Source organism: Photobacterium sp. 1_MG-2023, from assembly GCF_030547945.1.
Lineage (GTDB): Bacteria > Pseudomonadota > Gammaproteobacteria > Enterobacterales > Vibrionaceae > Photobacterium.
In genome coordinates this window covers 174259-191016 of record NZ_JAUORR010000006.1, presented here as the reverse complement: position 1 = coordinate 191016, position 16758 = coordinate 174259, and the positions used below count along the sequence as shown (strand labels likewise).

General features: G+C 50.6%; 23 protein-coding genes and 1 pseudogene. 18 read left to right on the top strand and 6 right to left on the bottom strand.

Annotation, left to right across the window (positions count from 1 at the left end; all coding sequences use genetic code 11):
- Positions 1-103 precede the first annotated feature (103 nt).
- A complete protein-coding gene (locus tag Q4579_RS08075; protein ID WP_303563107.1) occupies positions 104-766 on the bottom strand; it encodes a phage repressor protein CI in 663 nt (220 codons plus the stop codon).
- Between the two features lie 152 nt (positions 767-918).
- Between Q4579_RS08075 and Q4579_RS08070 the strand changes: the two genes are divergently transcribed.
- The 8 genes from Q4579_RS08070 (at position 919) to Q4579_RS08035 (ending at position 6295) form a co-directional block, all read left to right on the top strand.
- On the top strand, positions 919-1131 hold the full coding sequence (locus Q4579_RS08070) for a hypothetical protein (RefSeq protein WP_303563105.1): 213 nt from the start codon (positions 919-921) through the stop codon (positions 1129-1131).
- Positions 1132-1242: 111 nt separating this feature from the next.
- Entirely contained in the window at positions 1243-1785 is a 543-nt protein-coding gene (locus Q4579_RS08065; RefSeq protein ID WP_303563103.1) for a phage regulatory CII family protein, read from the top strand.
- 10 nt (positions 1786-1795) lie between these two features.
- On the top strand, positions 1796-2197 hold the full coding sequence (locus Q4579_RS08060; RefSeq protein ID WP_303563101.1) for a hypothetical protein: 402 nt from the start codon (positions 1796-1798) through the stop codon (positions 2195-2197).
- A 61-nt stretch (positions 2198-2258) separates the two neighbouring features.
- Positions 2259-2573 carry a hypothetical protein gene (locus Q4579_RS08055; protein ID WP_303563099.1) on the top strand — a complete coding sequence of 105 codons (315 nt, stop codon included), beginning with the start codon at positions 2259-2261 and terminating at the stop codon, positions 2571-2573.
- Entirely contained in the window at positions 2570-3022 is a 453-nt protein-coding gene (locus Q4579_RS08050; RefSeq protein WP_303563097.1) for a DUF3850 domain-containing protein, read from the top strand. The genes Q4579_RS08055 and Q4579_RS08050 overlap by 4 nt, the downstream gene beginning before the upstream one ends.
- Positions 3019-3561, top strand: a complete 543-nt coding sequence (locus Q4579_RS08045) for a DNA methyltransferase (protein ID WP_303563095.1) — start codon at positions 3019-3021, stop codon at positions 3559-3561. Before Q4579_RS08050 ends, Q4579_RS08045 begins: the two co-directional genes overlap by 4 nt.
- Positions 3558-3782 carry a hypothetical protein gene (locus Q4579_RS08040; RefSeq protein WP_303563094.1) on the top strand — a complete coding sequence of 75 codons (225 nt, stop codon included), beginning with the start codon at positions 3558-3560 and terminating at the stop codon, positions 3780-3782. The genes Q4579_RS08045 and Q4579_RS08040 overlap by 4 nt, the downstream gene beginning before the upstream one ends.
- Positions 3782-6295, top strand: coding sequence for a replication endonuclease (locus tag Q4579_RS08035; RefSeq protein ID WP_303563092.1), 2514 nt, complete (start codon positions 3782-3784; stop codon positions 6293-6295). The genes Q4579_RS08040 and Q4579_RS08035 overlap by 1 nt, the downstream gene beginning before the upstream one ends.
- A 193-nt stretch (positions 6296-6488) precedes the next feature.
- On the opposite strand, the gene Q4579_RS08030 is transcribed toward Q4579_RS08035, so the two are convergent.
- A complete protein-coding gene (locus Q4579_RS08030) occupies positions 6489-6833 on the bottom strand; it encodes a hypothetical protein (RefSeq protein ID WP_303563090.1) in 345 nt (114 codons plus the stop codon).
- Positions 6834-7117: 284 nt separating this feature from the next.
- Here Q4579_RS08030 and Q4579_RS08025 point away from each other — a divergent pair, with 284 nt between their 5' ends.
- Positions 7118-7384: a hypothetical protein gene (locus Q4579_RS08025; RefSeq protein ID WP_303563088.1), complete on the top strand. Its 267-nt coding sequence runs from the start codon at positions 7118-7120 to the stop codon at positions 7382-7384.
- Here the strand turns inward: Q4579_RS08025 and Q4579_RS08020 are convergent.
- Together Q4579_RS08020 and Q4579_RS08015 are read right to left on the bottom strand one after the other, a co-directional pair.
- Positions 7381-7617, bottom strand: a complete 237-nt coding sequence (locus Q4579_RS08020; protein ID WP_303563145.1) for an ogr/Delta-like zinc finger family protein — start codon at positions 7615-7617, stop codon at positions 7381-7383. The two genes, Q4579_RS08025 and Q4579_RS08020, sit on opposite strands and share 4 nt — an antisense overlap.
- A gap of 69 nt (positions 7618-7686) precedes the next feature.
- Positions 7687-7821, bottom strand: a pseudogene (locus Q4579_RS08015) (ogr/Delta-like zinc finger family protein); the annotation flags it as partial.
- Between the two features lie 206 nt (positions 7822-8027).
- On the opposite strand from Q4579_RS08015, the gene Q4579_RS08010 reads away from it, so the two are divergent.
- The 3 genes from Q4579_RS08010 to Q4579_RS08000 all read left to right on the top strand — a co-directional run bounded on the left by Q4579_RS08010 (position 8028) and on the right by Q4579_RS08000 (position 9375).
- Positions 8028-8366 (top strand): hypothetical protein, encoded by a 339-nt coding sequence (locus Q4579_RS08010; RefSeq protein WP_303563086.1) that lies wholly within the window; start codon positions 8028-8030, stop codon positions 8364-8366.
- Complete coding sequence (locus Q4579_RS08005) at positions 8317-8802, top strand: hypothetical protein (protein WP_303563084.1); 486 nt, start codon at positions 8317-8319, stop codon at positions 8800-8802. The genes Q4579_RS08010 and Q4579_RS08005 overlap by 50 nt, the downstream gene beginning before the upstream one ends.
- A 363-nt stretch (positions 8803-9165) precedes the next feature.
- A complete protein-coding gene (locus Q4579_RS08000) occupies positions 9166-9375 on the top strand; it encodes a hypothetical protein (RefSeq protein ID WP_303563082.1) in 210 nt (69 codons plus the stop codon).
- A gap of 28 nt (positions 9376-9403) precedes the next feature.
- Here the strand turns inward: Q4579_RS08000 and Q4579_RS07995 are convergent, their stop codons facing one another.
- Together Q4579_RS07995 and Q4579_RS07990 are read right to left on the bottom strand one after the other, a co-directional pair.
- Positions 9404-10459: a phage portal protein gene (locus tag Q4579_RS07995; RefSeq protein WP_303563080.1), complete on the bottom strand. Its 1056-nt coding sequence runs from the start codon at positions 10457-10459 to the stop codon at positions 9404-9406.
- A complete protein-coding gene (locus tag Q4579_RS07990; protein ID WP_303563079.1) occupies positions 10456-12246 on the bottom strand; it encodes a terminase family protein in 1791 nt (596 codons plus the stop codon). The genes Q4579_RS07995 and Q4579_RS07990 overlap by 4 nt, the downstream gene beginning before the upstream one ends.
- A 179-nt stretch (positions 12247-12425) precedes the next feature.
- Here Q4579_RS07990 and Q4579_RS07985 point away from each other — a divergent pair, with 179 nt between their 5' ends.
- The 6 genes from Q4579_RS07985 (at position 12426) to Q4579_RS07960 (ending at position 16758) form a co-directional block, all read left to right on the top strand.
- The gene (locus tag Q4579_RS07985) at positions 12426-13328 is read left to right on the top strand and encodes a GPO family capsid scaffolding protein (protein ID WP_303563078.1); all 903 of its coding nucleotides are present in this window, start codon (positions 12426-12428) and stop codon (positions 13326-13328) included.
- Positions 13329-14336: a phage major capsid protein, P2 family gene (locus tag Q4579_RS07980; RefSeq protein ID WP_303563077.1), complete on the top strand. Its 1008-nt coding sequence runs from the start codon at positions 13329-13331 to the stop codon at positions 14334-14336.
- Positions 14337-14345: 9 nt separating this feature from the next.
- A complete protein-coding gene (gene gpM / locus Q4579_RS07975; protein ID WP_303563075.1) occupies positions 14346-15056 on the top strand; it encodes a phage terminase small subunit in 711 nt (236 codons plus the stop codon).
- Between the two features lie 105 nt (positions 15057-15161).
- Positions 15162-15623, top strand: coding sequence for a head completion/stabilization protein (locus tag Q4579_RS07970; RefSeq protein WP_303563074.1), 462 nt, complete (start codon positions 15162-15164; stop codon positions 15621-15623).
- Positions 15620-16102, top strand: coding sequence for a phage tail protein (locus Q4579_RS07965; RefSeq protein WP_303563073.1), 483 nt, complete (start codon positions 15620-15622; stop codon positions 16100-16102). Before Q4579_RS07970 ends, Q4579_RS07965 begins: the two co-directional genes overlap by 4 nt.
- Positions 16099-16758 (top strand): phage virion morphogenesis protein, encoded by a 660-nt coding sequence (locus tag Q4579_RS07960; protein WP_303563071.1) that lies wholly within the window; start codon positions 16099-16101, stop codon positions 16756-16758. Before Q4579_RS07965 ends, Q4579_RS07960 begins: the two co-directional genes overlap by 4 nt.

The following is a 16758-nucleotide window of genomic DNA, read 5'->3' as shown; positions in this document are numbered from 1 at the left end:
TTTGACATATCTTCCAGGACTGATTGATAGAGCAATAGGATATAGCACGATTGCAATGCTGATTTCGTACAAATTCATCTTGATATTGCAGTGAGTTAAAAAATCAATCCTTCCTCAAAGTAACCGCCACCCGGCCAATTACCTTGATATCTTCTGGTTTCGCTTCAATTGTGCTCTCGCCAAAAGCGATAGCCAGTTTTTTACCTGGAAAACGCTGGATGCGGTTGAACGATAGCAGGCCATCCACATCGATCAGGTACACACCTGAAACAGCATCAGTTGAAGACTTATCCACCAAGTAGATCGCTTCATTCGTTTCCACTTCAATGGTGTGTTCAGCGTTCAGGTTAAAGCTGTTCATCCGGCGAACGGGGTAGGGGATTTCCCCGGTCTCGATGAGTTGTCCGTTTGCCAGGCAATAGCTTTTCAGCACAACCGTTGAAAGCTGTGTTGTTTCTTTCTGCTCTTCGTCCCGTAACTTATCAGCCATAGCACCGGCTAAAGCTGGAGTGACATCAAGGTTATCAATATCACCTTCTTCACCCAGTGCAAGTTTGCGAATCGGAATACCTTTCGCAAGGTGTAAACGAACCATCAACTCATGAGAAGTGCGGTTGTGTAAGTTCCAAGTACTGAACGTTGCTTTGGGAACGTCAAACAAATCCGCCATTTCCAGGAATGTTTTGCATCCGGTTACTTCCTTCAGCATCTCAGTAAACTCATGACCTTTTATGTAATCAAAAGGTAAGATTTTCTCTTTTCCCATATCGCCAACAGTTGAATATTTGAAGTTGATCGCCAAAAGAAATATTGAGTTATTTTTATTGGCGATCTATCATCGTTCTGTCCTTGGGTATCTTGCCGACCAAAGCAAAAGAAACCCGATAAAAAAGCAAACCAACTCAGGAGCATAGCACCATGTTTTCCTTTAATACACCCCCGCTCGTCCCATATATGCGCTATGAAGAATTTTCGCGTTTAAGTGGCGAACCCCTAGGCACCATTAAGCATAAAGTCTCGAATGGTGTGTACATCATCAAGAAGAAAGAAAAGCCTTACGAGAAGCCTTTGCTGAACATGTATGCCATGCACGAAATGGCCGCGCGTGAAGCAAAAGAGTTGTTGGGCTAAGTCATGCACATGTCCTCCCTGTTACCCACAAAAGAATACTGCCCGCTATGGCTGGATGTCGTTGCCTGGGTCGTCATTCTTGTTCCGATTTGTCTTTAAACAGTGTCTTTCATGGACGATCAAATCGCTATGTACAGATTACGTGAGCGCAAACAACGAGATTACAACGCTGTTTGTTGTGATTTTGCCGTGAACCACAACATGGAACAGCTCGCCGAACGCATTGGTTTGAAAAGCGGCGGCATGCTGCGCAACAAGCTGAATCCGGAACAGCCCCACAAACTGTGCCCGGTTGATTTGGCGTTGCTGTGCAAAGAATCGGGCGACTTCACCATTCTGAATACGCTGTTTGCCGATCTGGGTGTGGTGACTGTGCCGCTGCCCACTGAAGAAGAAGACAAGAACCTGCTGGAACGCACCTTACTCAACAGCTCGCTGTCTGGCGAACTGTCTAGCGATGCAATGCGCTTGTGCAGCGCAGACCGTTTGCCTCGCAGCCAGAAGCGAAAAACCTTAGCCAAAGCGCAGGCTGCCATCAGCAACCTTGTGCTTTTAATCAACGATTTGGAAAACCGCACCACCGCCTTTCAGCCGCTCATGCAATTCGGCTCGGATTTTCTGGCAAACGGTGCCCCCATTCCCGGACTTTCGTAAGGAGACAACCATGAGCCAACCCGCTCTGAAACCACAAACGCACTCCGCTGAAGTACGCCCGTTCCTGCGCGGCCAGCCAAAGAGTGTGGCCGATGTGCATGTGGTGACAACCAATGCCCCGAAGAAGTCGGCACTGGAATCTATCGCTGCAGCGAAAAGCCTGTTCAGCCACGAGCACAAGCGCAACAAGCTGAAACTGGTTTATTGCTCGCTGGCTGAAGAACAGCGCCGGATGCTTTGTTTTTGTGCTGGCCTGAAGCAGCAGCATGTCAGCATGAGTTTCGACGATTTCACTCAGGAAGAAGCCGCCCAAATTGCCACGGGCCTGAAGATGATGGCGGGTGTGGTTACTCGCTTTGAAAACATGGCTGGCCCTGTCAGCCACCTGAAACCCGCAAGTTTTTACCGCTAATTGTTGTCGCCCTTTGCCCGCCTGGCGCGGGCTTTTTTTGTCACCTGGTTAGGAGAAAACCATGGAAACTATCACGTTAACCGCAGAACACAGCAAAACTTGTTCGGTACATCAGGTTGCGCTCAGCATCATGGCGTTGGCAATGGAAAGTAAGGATGTACTGCATGTATTCACTGAATACGCACCTCATGTCGATGCTCTCGATGTGTTTGTGTATCCATCGTCGGTACAACACGGAACAGAGAATGCAGGTGAACGTCTGTTGAGTAAGACGTTTTACTTCTCACGCGATTCGATTAGCTCATTGCTATCAATTGAAGACCAACTTACTGAGCTGGTTGCCGAAGCCCGCGACAACGCGGAGGTGCAGGCATGAGCAATTTCACCCTCCACGAAGTGAAAATCCAGTCCGTTCACTTCACCGAAATCCTTGCTGGACGTAAAACCCATGAAGTACGCCTGAACGACCGCAATTATCAGGTTGGTGATGTCCTGAACCTGCAGGAAATCGACGAAAACGGCGATTACACCGGGCAGGAAATGAATTCGCAAATTACCCACGTACTTGAAGGCGGCCAGTACGGCCTCGCGGATGGTTGGTGTGTGTTGTCGTTGGCGAATACCACGCCATTGCAGGGGATTCGTCTGATCGGTTATCTGCGCGACCGCCTGCAGGAAAACTGCGATTGCACCGAAGCGGCTTACCCGCTCATCGAAAAAGCTGGCTGCACCACCGACGATGCGAAACGCACCGTTGACGCGGGCCGCTGCTGGGTAGATGAAGCCAATCACTTCCTGAACAAGTTTGGGGAGGTGGTGGCATGAGTTCGACCAATGGAAAAGTGCAATCACGCGAACTTTATCCGACACCACCGGAAGTTGTTGACGCTCTATTGGCGAAGTTAACGCTTCGTTCAACGGATAAGTTTTTAGAGCCGTGTCTTGGTACAGGTTCGATCTTCGACAAGATAGTATTACCAGAAAATCAAAAGTCGTTCGCAGAAATCGAGAAGGGTATTGATTACCTCGCTACTGACTTTGGTTCCCAGGATGTGATCATTACTAACCCACCATTCTCACTTACTGAGGAATTCATTCGTAAAAGCCTGAGCGAGTTGGCTCCAGATGGAACCATGGCTTATTTACAAAGAGTGAACTATCTCGGTTCGAAAAAACGGCTGCCTTTCTGGTTTGAAATTGGTTTCCCGCCCAAGTGCCCAATCATTGTGCCTCGGCCTCGCTTCGTGGGCGGTGGTTCAGATTCGTGTGAATATGCCTGGTTTATTTGGGATAAGGGGAATCGGTTCGATATCCCTAAAGGGTTGAGCCATATCGTTTCAATTGGTCATGAGGTGGCAGCATGAGTAATCCAAAACATGTCCTTTGCCAAGACTGCCTAAAGCTGAAGCCTTATACCGACGCTCGCCACAACAGCGAAGAACAGTGCGAATGTGGTGGCGATTTCTGCGGTTGCTTGTATTGCCAAAGCACAATTGAAGGCTTGCTAGCAGGAGAAACCAATGCCGAAGCGCTTGGTACGCAACGTGATATTCATTGTTGGACTCCTGAAGGTGTTAAGTCTTAATGGCTGAACAATTGACATTCACCACAGAACAACAACGTGCAGCTTCCATTGCCTGTCAAAACTGGGCTCAGCAGACGTTAGATTTTGCTGAGCCACAGCCCATTGCATTAATTCCCGCCAAAGTAGAATCCGATCGCACGCCAGATGACATGACCATCAGCGAGCGTCGGCTTTATAAGGTCAACCCTGCCGACCATGAATGGCGCCGTCAGTATTTCGGTGATCTGCCGGATTACCTGGCGCGCTATTTTGCCGATCGGTATATCCGCATTTTTGAAGCGGAAGGCCGCGCTGCAGCCAACATCTTTTTGCGTACCTACATGGGTGAAGACCTGCACCACCGCATCAGCATGGTGCGCCACCGCTACAGGCACCTGCCAACCATTCAGAAAATTGCTGTGATGAACGATGAAGTTGATCAGAGCGATTTTCAGCGCACTCAAAAAGCCAGAAAAGGCACCCTCGACAAAATGATGCAAAAGCGCAGCAAAACGCGACGCGTGCGCATTCTGGCCGAACTGGATAAAGAAGAAATCCGCAGCCTTGCTGCTCAGGTAGCTGATCTGTTTGAAAAGCAGTTTCATGAATTCATTGATTCGTGTAGCCCGAAAGAGCCCTATGAAAACCGCATGATTCAAACCTTCGAGCAACTCTCAGAGATGTGCAGAAAATTCGGCATTGTTCCCCCTTATCCAAAGCAAAGTAATTTGCTGGAAGAAGCGGAATGCGGCACTGGCAAACTGATCAAAGAAAAGTGGTGGAAGAACAAACTTTGGCGCGCCCGCAACATCATGCGGGAGCATCTGGCGATTGCTATGGGGGCGGTCTCTAAAATCGCGACACCCTACTGCAGCCGCGATTGCCTGGAAGAACATAAGGCCCAGCGCAAACGCAACTGGGACATGATCAGCAATCATGAGTTGTTCGATGAAGACACAGAAGAAACGGCGCAGCTTGAAGACATGGTACTGAAGTCGGTCGCTAACCCGGCTATTCGCCGTCATGAGCTGATGACCCGTGTCCGTGGCTGTGAAGACTTAGCCGCTAATATGGAACTGGCCGGACAGTTCTACACCCTCACCGCGCCAAGTAAATACCACAACAGCCGCAAGCGCCGGAAAAAAGGTGCCAGAAATACCTTTGTTGAGCACTGGAACGGTGCCAGCCCGCGAGATACGCAGCAGTACCTGTGCCGCACCTGGGCCAAGATTCGTGCAGAAATGGCCCGGGCAGAAATCCGCTGGTTTGGTATTCGCGTTGCCGAACCGCATCACGATGGCACGCCGCACTGGCACATTTTGCTGTGGTTAAAACCAGAAGATGTGAAGGCCGCGAAGGCCATTTTTATTGATTACGCGGTGGAAGAAGACCGCGACGAACTCATTTCTAAACGCACGGGTAAACTGCTGCACCGTGCCCGTTGCGATGTGAAAACCATCGACCCGGAAAAAGGCACGGCTACTGGCTACATCGCGAAATACATCAGTAAAAACATCGACGGCTACGCGATGGACGATGTCATCAGTAAAGAAACCGGGCAACCCGTGCAGGACATGGCGAAAAACGTCACGGCCTGGGCGTCACGCTGGGGTATCCGCCAGTTTCAGTTTTTTGGTGGCGCACCGGTGACGGTATGGCGAGAGCTGCGCCGACTGGCAAACCTCGATCGCAACAGCTTTGCAAAGTACCTGTTTGAGCTGAAACGTAAGGAATTGAACCAGCTCTGGACCGACAGAAACCGCGATTACGTCGGCCCGCACATGCCTGCACGCCTGATGAAAGGGAAAGAGATTCGTCAGCGCTTGATTGATGGCTATCAGCCAAAATCCCAACTGGACAATCAGATTTCTGAAACGCTGCAGGCGGCAGATACAGGTAACTGGCAAGGCTACGTGATGGGGCAGGGCGGGCCATTTGCGAAGCGGAAAGAACACCCAATCTCAACACATTACGAAGTCACGCCATTCGGGAACGAATACGGCGAGGCTGTCCGCCGCGTGAAAGGTGTCGACATCTTCAATGGAGAGTCCACGGAAACCAAGATTACGCGTGTCCGGAATTGGACCATACGCAAGAAATCGGCAACCGACGCCGCTGCCGGAGAGAGCGCTCTTGATCTTGGCGGCTCTGCCGCCTCTCGGAGTTCTGTCAATAACTGTACGGGTGCTCAGCCGGACAGGTTTGTCGATGATCTGAAAGCGGCGATCCGTAAAACCATCGGCCCGCTGGCCGACACAGACAACAATCTCAGCCGATTACTGGCTGGCCAGACGTTGTTTACCAGTGATGGCGCCCGTTATCGCTTGCGTTCCGGGCCATTGAACCGGCATTCCGGCTCAGTACCACTCGAAATCGAGACCACCTTTACCACGAAACCGCAGCCCTATGGCGGCTGGGATGGTTGGGATGACCCCAAGGAGCCGACATCACCCAAGCATAAACCCGATAAGGACCAGCCTGATTTGCGATTCCCTGCCAGCTGGCAGAGCGATGACGACTGGCCGTTGATTTGATGAGGAGAAACCAAGATGTGTTTTAACGCAGCAGAGCTGAAGGCGATTCAGAGACAAATTCGAGAGAATAAACGTAAGGGGGGATCAAATCGAAAAAACAATTCGATAGTGATTTTTTGATTTAAATATTTGTTTTTTCAATAAAAAGTGCGGCTTGGTGTTTCTGCGGAAACCGCACTTTCTGGCTTAATTATTAATAATGCTCGTCTTCAGTTTCTTCGAATTCGAAGCTTGGTGACTCTAAGTAATCAAGTTCATCTTGGAATGGGTATGTAACAACTCTTTCATCCTCTACTTCAGGATCTCCTAAACCTTGTGAATAGGTTACTTCAATTACTACTTCACCATCATCAGAATGGCCTGTGAAGACCACAAGCCAAGTCTCATTATCGCTTTTGTGTGAACGCTCGCTTATCAGTTTAAGAGAGCTTTGTTCAAAGTCATCTACATAGATATCTACTTCGATATCTTCACCATCTTCAGATTTGACCGTGCCTTCCAGGCTGAAGCATCCACTGCACTTTAGTTCGTAACTCATTCCTATCATTCCTTTCTGTTGTATACACTTACTATATCAAGGCGAGATGTCTAACTTTCAATACATCTGAGTCAGAATAATTAACTCAATCTTATGGTTGTTTAATTGTTAACCGCTAATTTTTGTCTTCTAACATGTTTACCTATATGCACATAGGATGCACTTCAATCAAGAGTTTATGATCCTTGATCGTCCTATCACTCCAGGAAAGGAAATCAAGAAATAGGTTTAACACTGAAAAGTACTGTATTAATATACAGTTGTTAGTCGGTTGGGAGGCGTAAATGTCTGTAGCGGAAGAGATAACGGGCCAGTGCAAGATGGACCAGACACAAAAACAGGACGATATTACGCTGGCAGCGCTGGAGATCGTGATTGACGGGGTAGTGAGTAGCCAGTCTTCATCAAGAACCAGGCAGGCTGGTGCTTACATCGCTGGCTTGATCATGGCTGATATGAAAGGGCAGTTAGATGCCAAAAAACAGGCAGCCATCCTGAGTATTATAGAAATGGCTGCCGAAGTTGAAGGGAGTGATTGTTTTCGGTATTAAAACATGGAGAGTTGTTGATTAAGGCCTTGCCGCGCCTCTGGTGGTAAGGCCTTAATGAGTGAAATAGCCAGTTCATGAGTGGTTTTGGCCGAAGGACTTAGCGTGTGTGCATAGGCCAGCGCCATCACAAAGCGATGCCCGCAGTGCTGGCAACTGCAGTACACATCCGCCACATTATGAGAGAACCGGTTCGTTTTATTGATCACAGCCGCGTTCCCGCAACCGCAATACACCCTGCCACCCTGAGCGTATCCGCTCGGCTGCGTTTCTTGTACTTTTTTAGGCAGTTCCAGTGTGTGTTTAAATCCCATCTCAGACACAAACGAGTGTCCGCATTCCGGGTCCCGGCATGAACAGTAAAGCGCTGCTGTATCAGCAGAAAGGGCAACAGAGCGGCTGATAGAAGACGCCGATCCGCATTGGCAATAAACCCGCATATTTTTGACCTGATATGTTGATTTCTTGCTGTGAGTATATCAGCTGGGCTGGATGTTTATACAGGTGTCTGGGTGATAATTTGGTTGGTAAGTTTTCTAGTTAAAATGACGGTCAAATAACACATTATGACAGTGGAAAGTGCTGATTCTACATCTGTTAAGCAATATAAATGATTGATATCATTTTATTTTTTTGAGAGGATTCTATGTCGTCATTTACCAAATACTGCAAGATTGATGGGTTAGAGCTGTCTGCTGAAAGCGTCAGAGACATCCAGATCATAAATGACAAGCTAGAGCTTGGCGATTTACTGGCTACCATGGTGGTAGCGTTCCCGTTTGTAGAGATTTTTTCCCAGAAAATGAAACCTCACAAGCGGATTGAAACTATCAATGATTATGATTGGGATACGTTCGCCAATGCACTGCTTGCAGTGCCAACAATTACCCGAAACCGTATTAACATGATTGCTGAAAGCAGGGCGTTTGAAAGTAATGGAAAAGAAAGACAATTTTGGTCGTGCGTTGAAAAAGCTAGCCGCTAGTTCTTTGCTGCTGCTGCCTCTTGTTGCGAATGCAGGCTATACGCTTGAAGAAGCTCATCAGGAAGTTAATCAGCAAACAGCACGTTGCCTGAAAATGAAAAATCGGCCAGTCGATACGATTCAGGATACCTGGTTTGATTCGCTCAGTTCTGATCAGAAACGAGCGGTTCTTTTTGAACTGTCCAAAAGGGCTATGGACCGCTGCACATTAGAAAAGAGAGAAAAATACTCTTGGGCTCTCGTGAAACAGGCCGGAGAAACCGGTGATCTGGACAGCCTGAAAGATTGGATTTCGCTGAATAGTCCAATTGATGGCAAAGCACAAAGCATTGTGAAATCACTGCCGGAAGAAGAAATCAATCGGTTGTCTTTATCGGATGATTTCTACTATCCGTTTGACTCAATGTCGCTGCGAGACAAACTCATTTCTGAGTAAATGTTCCTTTCTGTATTTTCAAAGGCCCCGGATAATCTCTGGGGCTTTTTCTTTGGTTAACGAAGATGATTTCATGTCTTTTCAGGGCAGGCTGCAAATGCAGCAGGCGCAGATAGAAAAAATGATTGATGAGCTGATGAACCTGAGCAGAAACTACCGCTCGCTGATGTCGCACGGGTTGTGGCGGTAGGTAAAAAAATCCCCCGGTTTTCGGCCGGGGTAAACTGCGATTTAGGATCAATTGTTATTGTGTCACTCAGAACTACAATGTAACTGAGTGCCTATGCTCTTGGGTGAATTTTTTTGCTTGTATCACTCCAATTCGACACATATCCATAACCAAATGTAATAAAAGGTGAAACAATGTCTGATTTAGCGATGCAAATTCGTCTTCTTGATGAGCCGAAGGGCTATCAATGGAAACGATTGAAAGAAATTATTGATGATGGGCAAGCTGCATCACTTGGAGCTCGTACTTTTGAATTTCATACCTATGGTGATGGTTGCCTGTTTCAAGCAGAGTGTGATCAATTTAGACTGAAGTATGAAGTATCCGTGGAAGGTGAGGATTAAATTTTATGGGGGATGTCCCCCCCTTTTTTCAAGCTGTTGCCACGCCATCCCCTGGCAACGCCAAATCAAACCGCAAATGCAAATCCCGGTACGGCGCGATCTCCGGGTCGTTGTTCACTTCATCCATAATCAGCTCACAGACCGGAATTACCTCATCCCGGGCATACTCCCTACTGACTTTCTCGATGTCGCCAAAGCCTGCCGCATTGGTGGGCACGATGCCGCCTTTGCCTGGCGGAAACCGGTGTGAAACCAGCACATCCTGCGCCGTAATGTTCTTGATGCGTTCGAACTCATCTTTAGTGGCAATGTCGCCCACCGGGATCAGCTGAATGCCTTTCTCTTTCCCGTTCGGGATATTCACAAACATGCTGCGGAAATTTCCGACCCCCTTACTGCTGGCGATCTTGGATTTCATCATTTCCTCGTCTTCTGCGCTCAGGTTCGGGTCGGTCGCGTAGAAAATGAAGCCCATGTGCGCACCGTTCTTGTAATACCGGCGACGAAACAACGTGGCGTCTTTGTTCAGCAGGGACGACTGCATGCCCCCCACGTAATCGGGCAATCCGTACACCTGCTGTTTCGGGTCGTACTGGGGCAGCCAGATCACATCTTTTGCTTTGTAGAGCCGCTTTTGGTCTTCCCGCTCTAACAGCCAGAAATCGCCGTTTTTACGTTTGCGCATGAACATCGCGGGTAATGGGTAATATCCCATCACACCGCCAGCGCGGTTGCGTAACTTCAGCAAGGCGCCTTGCCCGAACTGAAAGTAATCACGGCAGAATTGAGCCATGTGCCGGCGGCGGATGTTCCCGCCACTTTTGAAACGGCCGGCGACATAATTTCCACGGGCGATCAGCATACTGCCGTGATAGGCGTTGGCATGGGCCAGCTGTGCCAGCCCTTCAGGGTTAATGGGCGGCTCCCAGTAATCCTCGCCATCGTTGTAGAACAAATCCGTGTATTGCGTCAGCCAGCTGTTGCTGTCGACAACTTCAATATCCGAGCCAATGGAATAGCTACTGGACGGAATGCCCGGCAGGTGTTCGTCATTGGTGGCGGTGGTGATCAGTGCTTCTGTCATGCTGCGGTAGCCCAGGTTGATTTGCGTTTGCTGTTATGGTCGAGCGGTTCATTGATGATGGCGTGGCTGATAGCCCAGAAAGCGTCGGCATGGCCTGTGGTTTCGCTGCGCTCGGCTTTGAAGGTCATCGCGTTGCCGCTTTTGGTGCTTTCGCGCTTAATCGCCATGAAGGCCATGGCGATGTCTTTGTGTTCCGCATCGAACTGCAGACGGTCGGCATCCACAATGTCGATCATCTTCAGTACCAGGCGGTTTTTATTCTCGGTCGAATAGTGAATCGCATGAGCCTCGCGGGGGTGTTTGGCAGTGACCAAGTCCCACACGCCAGCGCCAATGCCCGTGGTATCAACGCCCAGATAAGTCACGTTGTAGCGCTCGAATACTTTCTCAATTTCCGCCACATGGTGCTGAAAGTTCAGTCCTTTCCAGTAGTGTTTTTCCAGGATCCGGAATTTCTCCAACACAACCGCTGGCGGTGCGACCACAACCAGGCAAGCATTGTCCCGTGTCCGGCTGGGGTCATATCCCAGCCAGACCTCACGGTTACCGAACGGCCGTTTGTTGTGCGGTTTGAAGTCCTGCCAGTGGGCGGCATCCACCATGGCTTTTTCTAGCTTGGTGAACTTAAACACGCTGTTGCTGCCGTCCACGAATACACACATGAACAGGTTGGCAAAGTCATCGCCGCTGTATTCGTCGCGCAGTTCGTCGATGTCGAACAGGTCACAGCCGCCTGCTGCTGCATCTTCAATGGTGACCACATAACGCCATTGCCGATCGGGACACAGGCGGCCACCGTCGCGGAATTCATCAAAGCCGGGAAATTCAATTTTCTGCCGGGTGTCTTTGCCTTTCTTCCAGGCATCCCCGGTCCAGAACGGATACGCCTGATGGGTTTTGGATGACGGCGTCGAGAAATAGGTTTTCCGCCATTTCTTGTGCGTCGCCATGGCCGAGGCCAGTTTGTTCAGCTCGTCGAATTTCGGGATCCAGAAATATTCGTCGATATACACATGGCCGTGATAACTCTGGGCGGTTTTGCTGTTGGTCGAGAGAAATCGCAGTTCTGCCCCGTTACTGAGGATGATTGGGTTGCCGCTTAACTCAATGCCCAGAAATTCCTGCGCAATCTGGATGATGTAGCTGCGGAACACCTCAGCCTGAGCACGGGAGGCAGAAAGGAAAATCTGGTTGTCGCCAGTGAGAATGGCGTCTTCCAGTGCTTCGGCGGCGAAATAGTAGGTTGCGCCGATCTGGCGGCTTTTCAGAATGTTGCGGATACGCTGATGCAGGTTGTCCCGCATCGTGAGCTGGTATTTGAACAGGCTGTCATGCAGCTCTGCAAAGTCGGCTTCCCCGATTTCGCTGATGTCGTTCTTTGTTTTCTTGCCGCGCTTTTTACTGTTGGCGCCAGCTTTGTCACCTGCTGCTTTCAGATAAGCCTTTTGTTCAGGTGTCCTCTCATTCCCTGAGCTTTGCTGTGGTTCATTTTGCTTCACCGACTGAGCCCGCTGCTTTTTCAGCTTCACATGCTTTTCAATCAGCATGTCCAGTTCTTTCAGCTGGCCGGGTGTTTTCTCGGCCTGATCGGTCAGCAGCACAATGCGGCGGGCGATTGCTTCGTCCACCTCTTCTTCCCGCAGCATGTCGCGCCAGCCGTGTTTATCTGCCCAGTGGTAAATGATGCGGGCATTCGGAAGGTCGAGTTCCATGCGGATTTCATCCGGCGTATAGCGCCGGAGGTAGAGGCGTTTTGCCGCCTCGCGAATTTCAGATGAGTATGCCATGCCCGCAGTTTACTGGCGTTTACTGCGAAAAAATCCGCTTACCGTTCGGATGCATTCTGAAACGGCTGAAATCCGAATTTTCAAGAACGAACCAGCATGAACACTGGCTTTTAAAGTCGTATCTTTGCCGTGACCTGATACGTAAACAGCGATTTCGCGAACTGAATAACGGTAGAAAGATGGCGAAAACCAGTGATTGGAAAATTATAGCGACAGAAGGTGCCACAGTTGATGGCCGCAAACTTCTACGCCAGTGGTTTAAAGAAATGGCCGAGCAGTATTCCACTCAGGAGTATACAGCCATGATTTGGCCGGAACATTTTCGATTCGGTGGTTTCGGCGATAACTGGGGAACGGTTGAAGCTGTTAAAGCTGAAGAACTGAACGGAAAAATGCGCTTGTTCGCAAAGATTAAGCCAAACCAATACCTTCTGACAGCCAATAAGCTTGGGCAGAAACTTTTCACCTCAATCGAAATAAACCCAGATTACAAAGGCGAAGGACGATGCTACCTGAGAGGGTTGGCTGTCACTGACTCCCCAGCATCAACAGGCACGTCGAGGCTTGAGTTTTCAGAGCAGAGCGGACAAGTCAAAGCCATTGAATGTGATCAACTTGAAGAGTTGGATTTTGCTGAATGTCAGCCAAACGCCTTAGTGCAAGCTATTTCAACACTGTTTACTCATTTCCAATCTGGCAATCCCACATCAGAAACACAACCCGAACCGGAATCAGAGGACACCGACGTGACTCCAGAGCAACTGAAAGCGGCGCTGAAAGAACAGTTCAGCACCATGAAAACCGAACTGAAAACGGAGCTGGAAGAAAGTCTGACAGCCAAGTTTTCCCAGAATCAGCAGGTTGATGAAGCTGCTGAAGGGGACGATGCGGGGAAAGATAACCTGACTGAAATTCAGAACTTCTCTGCCGAAAGCTTCACCAAAGCCCTGCAGGACGGCCTGAAACCACTGACCGACAAAGTGGATGGCCTTGAGCAGAAGTTTGCCGCCCTGAATGTCGAAGCCGACGGCCAGCGCCCTGCGGGTGAAGGTTCAGACGCCGACAAAATGGAGGTGTTTTAAATGCTGAATGCTGTTTCTACTCAATTTCTGCACGAGTTCTGCAACGCCACCGTTGAAAGTGCTGGTGCTGCGGCTGGCACCCGGATGTTTAACATCACACCGCCGATGGAAACCAAACTACGCCAGGCCATCATGCAGTCGGATGCCTTCCTGGGGATGATTGCACTGCTGCCGGTTCAGCAAATCAAAGGCCAGGTGATCGATGTTGGCAACGATGGCCTGTCAACGGGCCGTGCTGAAGGCCGGTTCAGTGTTGAAGTCGGACAAAGCGGCAACACCTACGAACTGACCAAAACCGATTCCGGTGCGCATATTCTCTGGGAAACCATGACCCAGTGGGCGAACTCGGGCTCGAAAGGCGACTGGCTGAAGATGATGAAAAACGCCATCTCACGCCGCTTTGCACTGGACATGCTGCGGGTCGGTTTCAATGGTACCTCTATTGCCGCAATCACCGATCCGGTTGCGAACCCGTTAGGTCAGGACGTCAACAAAGGCTGGCTGACCATCGTGAAGGAAAAGAAAGCTGGGCAGGTACTGGCTGCAGCAATCCTTGACCCGACGGGCGCAGCAGCAGATTCCTACAAAAACCTTGATTCACTCACGCAAGACCTGATTAACACCACCATTGCCCCGGAGCACCGTCAGGACCCGGACCTGGTTGTGATTGTCGGCTCTGATCTGGTTGCCGCCGAGCAGCACCGTCTGCTGGAAGCGGCAGACACGCCCACCGAGCACAAAGCGGCGCAGCAACTGGCGAAGACCATCGCAGGTAAAAAGGCTTACACGCCGCCTTTCTTCCCGCCAAAAATGATTTGGGTCACCAATCTGAAAAACCTGCAGATCCTGACGCAGGAAGGCACACAGTGGCGGAAGCAGGAAAACAATGAAGACCGCCTGCGTTTTGAAAACAACCACATCCGCATGGAAGGGTATGCGGTGGGCAACCTGAACAAGTTCGCGGCCATTGAAGAAGTCACGGTGGCTGACCCTCAGCCTGCGCCGTAGGAGTGAATCATGGTTAGCCCGTTAAAACGTCAGCGAGACCAGTTACTGCAGTCGGGCACACAATCCGTGGCGCAAGCCGCCACGGTGAACACCGACAGCCTGCACCTGCGCCTGATTGAGTTTGAAAACGACAAGAAGGCATTGAAGAACTTCAACGCCATTGCTGACCGCATCGTCCATAAACGCGATGTGCTGGTGCCTAAGTACCGTGCAGTGGCGGAAGCCTATCTGGCTGCTGGTGAGCATTACGAAAACCCGATTTTCACCACCCTCACACTGTGGCTGTTTGATATCGGTGATCTGGAAACCGCAATTGCCTGGTGCCTGAAAGCCATTGAAATGGACTTACCGACACCGGAGAACATCAAGCGCGACTGGCCGACCTTCTGTGCCGATCACGTTCTGGAATGGGCCGAGCGCGAAGCCGAACGCGGTCACAGCATTGAACCTTACTTCAGCCAGGTGTTTGAGAAGGTGATGCATGGCTGGCGGCTGCACGAAAAGGTCAGCGCCAAGTGGTTCAAGTTCGCCGGTTATTACCTGCTGCGCGATGACGAAGGCAAGCCTCGCCCGGCGGCTGTGGGTGATATCGACACCCTGGAAAAAGCGCAGGCACTGCTGCAAAAGGCACACGAGTTTTACGACAAGATTGGTGTGAAAAGCGTGTTAGACCGTATCCCTCAGCGTATCAACGCCCTGAAGGACGGCAAGAATTTATAACGGCTCCTAACCCCGCCGCGCCTCGGCTGGCGAGGATAAGACAGTGTTTCACTCGTCTGTATCCGTCGACCCAGTGGGCAGAGGCGCACCAATTGAGGAAAGGCCATGTTCACAGGTACAGCAGCCAGTTATCAGCAAACCCTGATCCAGAACGATGGATTCTGGCCAGATGTGGATGCCGGGGCATTTGAGCGTCGCCGCGGTACGCCAGCCGCACAGGATGATGAACGCATTGCCTATGCCGTGGCTAATGCAATGGCCTCGGTCAATCTGGAGCTTGAACGCCTGAAAGCCCGTTATCTGGCTGAGGGCATTGTGAAAGCCGCCGATCTTGAAGCTTTCCCGGCTATCAACGGGAAAAACCGGGTAGTGATTCAGTATGAAGCGGCTGTCTTTGCCCGTGCGAAAGCGGATTTGTTGCCGGACTTCGCCACGGTTCACCAGAAGAAAGACGGTGATCACCTAGCAGAGCGCAGCCTGGAAACTAAAAACGAACTGCTGGCCGAAAGCGTGCGCATTCTTCGTAACCTGCTCGGCCACAACCGCTCAACGGTGGATTTGCTATGACCCAGTATCAGGCCGGTTACAAGTTGCGGGATTTGAAAGCCCATATCAGCCAGTGCGTGGGTGAGCCGATTGCAAAACACCTCAGCGCTGAAATGAGCAATATCGAGCTGGAATTGTCACCGCGCCATATGGGGCACGGGGTTGTGCTGGCCTACCAGCGCTACACGGCAGAATTCTATTTCGACCGTTTCCCGTTTCGCAAATATGACCCGGCGGTGCTGTTTGCCAACGTTGCCGCCTGGCTGATGGATAACGACTCAGAGCGTGATCAGCATCGACAGGAGCAGGGCGACCCCAGCATTGATGTGGTGATGGAAGACGAGCACAGCGCTGAAGTCATCATCGAAGTGATGTTCGAAGAGCCCATCAACCTGATTGAAGACGACAACGGCGGGGTGTTCTGGCAGGGCAAGCGCTGGCGCATTGCTGAGTATGAAGTCTGGGTGGCTGAGCGACTGCGTGATGTGGTGATCCGGTGATTGAAGTTAAGGCGGATAAGCAAAGTTACCTGCGGGTAAAAGAGTCGCTGGAGCTGCTGGCGCTGGATAAGAAAGCACGCCAGCGGATATTGCGCAAAGTCGGCACCCAGATTGCCAAAACGACCCGAAAGAATATTCGTGCTCAGCGTGGACCGGATGGCCAGCAGTGGAAACAACGGCAGCGTGGCCGCGGAAAGATGTTGCGGGGCTTTACCAAAAAGCTGAAGCATTTCCAGCGAAACAACAGTTTTGACTTGTTCGTGGGGTGGCCGTCGGCGCGAGGTTCGGTGGCTTATCAGCATCACCACGGTTTGTCGCAAAGCAGTGGCCTTACAGCACGGAAACGACAGGCAAAGAAACAGAAAGAGCCGAAACCGGATGATCCGGCGACCCGAGAGCAAGCGAAGGCACTGCGTGATCTGGATTATCGCTTTGAGCCGCAGGGGCGGCAGAAACGAGGCAAGAAACCGACCCTCAAGTGGATTATGGACAACATGAAGGTGGGCGAAGCGGCGAAGACCATCCAGTCACTGGAAAACAAAGTCCCTGCCCGAAGCTGGGAAATTGGCAGGCCGGAACGTCACCTGATTGGTGTCAGCCCAAAACGTACCGCAATGATGATTAAACGCGAGTTGAAGCGAAACAGGAGCAAATAA

Bases quoted from the DNA above. Each gene is read 5' to 3' on its own strand.
- Q4579_RS08075 (WP_303563107.1), bottom strand. From the start codon at position 766: ATGGGAAAAGAGAAAATCTTACCTTTTGATTACATAAAAGGTCATGAG.
- Q4579_RS08070 (WP_303563105.1), top strand. From the start codon at position 919: ATGTTTTCCTTTAATACACCCCCGCTCGTCCCATATATGCGCTATGAA.
- Q4579_RS08065 (WP_303563103.1), top strand. From the start codon at position 1,243: ATGGACGATCAAATCGCTATGTACAGATTACGTGAGCGCAAACAACGA.
- Q4579_RS08060 (WP_303563101.1), top strand. From the start codon at position 1,796: ATGAGCCAACCCGCTCTGAAACCACAAACGCACTCCGCTGAAGTACGC.
- Q4579_RS08055 (WP_303563099.1), top strand. From the start codon at position 2,259: ATGGAAACTATCACGTTAACCGCAGAACACAGCAAAACTTGTTCGGTA.
- Q4579_RS08050 (WP_303563097.1), top strand. From the start codon at position 2,570: ATGAGCAATTTCACCCTCCACGAAGTGAAAATCCAGTCCGTTCACTTC.
- Q4579_RS08045 (WP_303563095.1), top strand. From the start codon at position 3,019: ATGAGTTCGACCAATGGAAAAGTGCAATCACGCGAACTTTATCCGACA.
- Q4579_RS08040 (WP_303563094.1), top strand. From the start codon at position 3,558: ATGAGTAATCCAAAACATGTCCTTTGCCAAGACTGCCTAAAGCTGAAG.
- Q4579_RS08035 (WP_303563092.1), top strand. From the start codon at position 3,782: ATGGCTGAACAATTGACATTCACCACAGAACAACAACGTGCAGCTTCC.
- Q4579_RS08030 (WP_303563090.1), bottom strand. From the start codon at position 6,833: ATGAGTTACGAACTAAAGTGCAGTGGATGCTTCAGCCTGGAAGGCACG.
- Q4579_RS08025 (WP_303563088.1), top strand. From the start codon at position 7,118: ATGTCTGTAGCGGAAGAGATAACGGGCCAGTGCAAGATGGACCAGACA.
- Q4579_RS08010 (WP_303563086.1), top strand. From the start codon at position 8,028: ATGTCGTCATTTACCAAATACTGCAAGATTGATGGGTTAGAGCTGTCT.
- Q4579_RS08005 (WP_303563084.1), top strand. From the start codon at position 8,317: ATGGAAAAGAAAGACAATTTTGGTCGTGCGTTGAAAAAGCTAGCCGCT.
- Q4579_RS08000 (WP_303563082.1), top strand. From the start codon at position 9,166: ATGTCTGATTTAGCGATGCAAATTCGTCTTCTTGATGAGCCGAAGGGC.
- Q4579_RS07995 (WP_303563080.1), bottom strand. From the start codon at position 10,459: ATGACAGAAGCACTGATCACCACCGCCACCAATGACGAACACCTGCCG.
- Q4579_RS07990 (WP_303563079.1), bottom strand. From the start codon at position 12,246: ATGGCATACTCATCTGAAATTCGCGAGGCGGCAAAACGCCTCTACCTC.
- Q4579_RS07985 (WP_303563078.1), top strand. From the start codon at position 12,426: ATGGCGAAAACCAGTGATTGGAAAATTATAGCGACAGAAGGTGCCACA.
- Q4579_RS07980 (WP_303563077.1), top strand. From the start codon at position 13,329: ATGCTGAATGCTGTTTCTACTCAATTTCTGCACGAGTTCTGCAACGCC.
- gpM (WP_303563075.1), top strand. From the start codon at position 14,346: ATGGTTAGCCCGTTAAAACGTCAGCGAGACCAGTTACTGCAGTCGGGC.
- Q4579_RS07970 (WP_303563074.1), top strand. From the start codon at position 15,162: ATGTTCACAGGTACAGCAGCCAGTTATCAGCAAACCCTGATCCAGAAC.
- Q4579_RS07965 (WP_303563073.1), top strand. From the start codon at position 15,620: ATGACCCAGTATCAGGCCGGTTACAAGTTGCGGGATTTGAAAGCCCAT.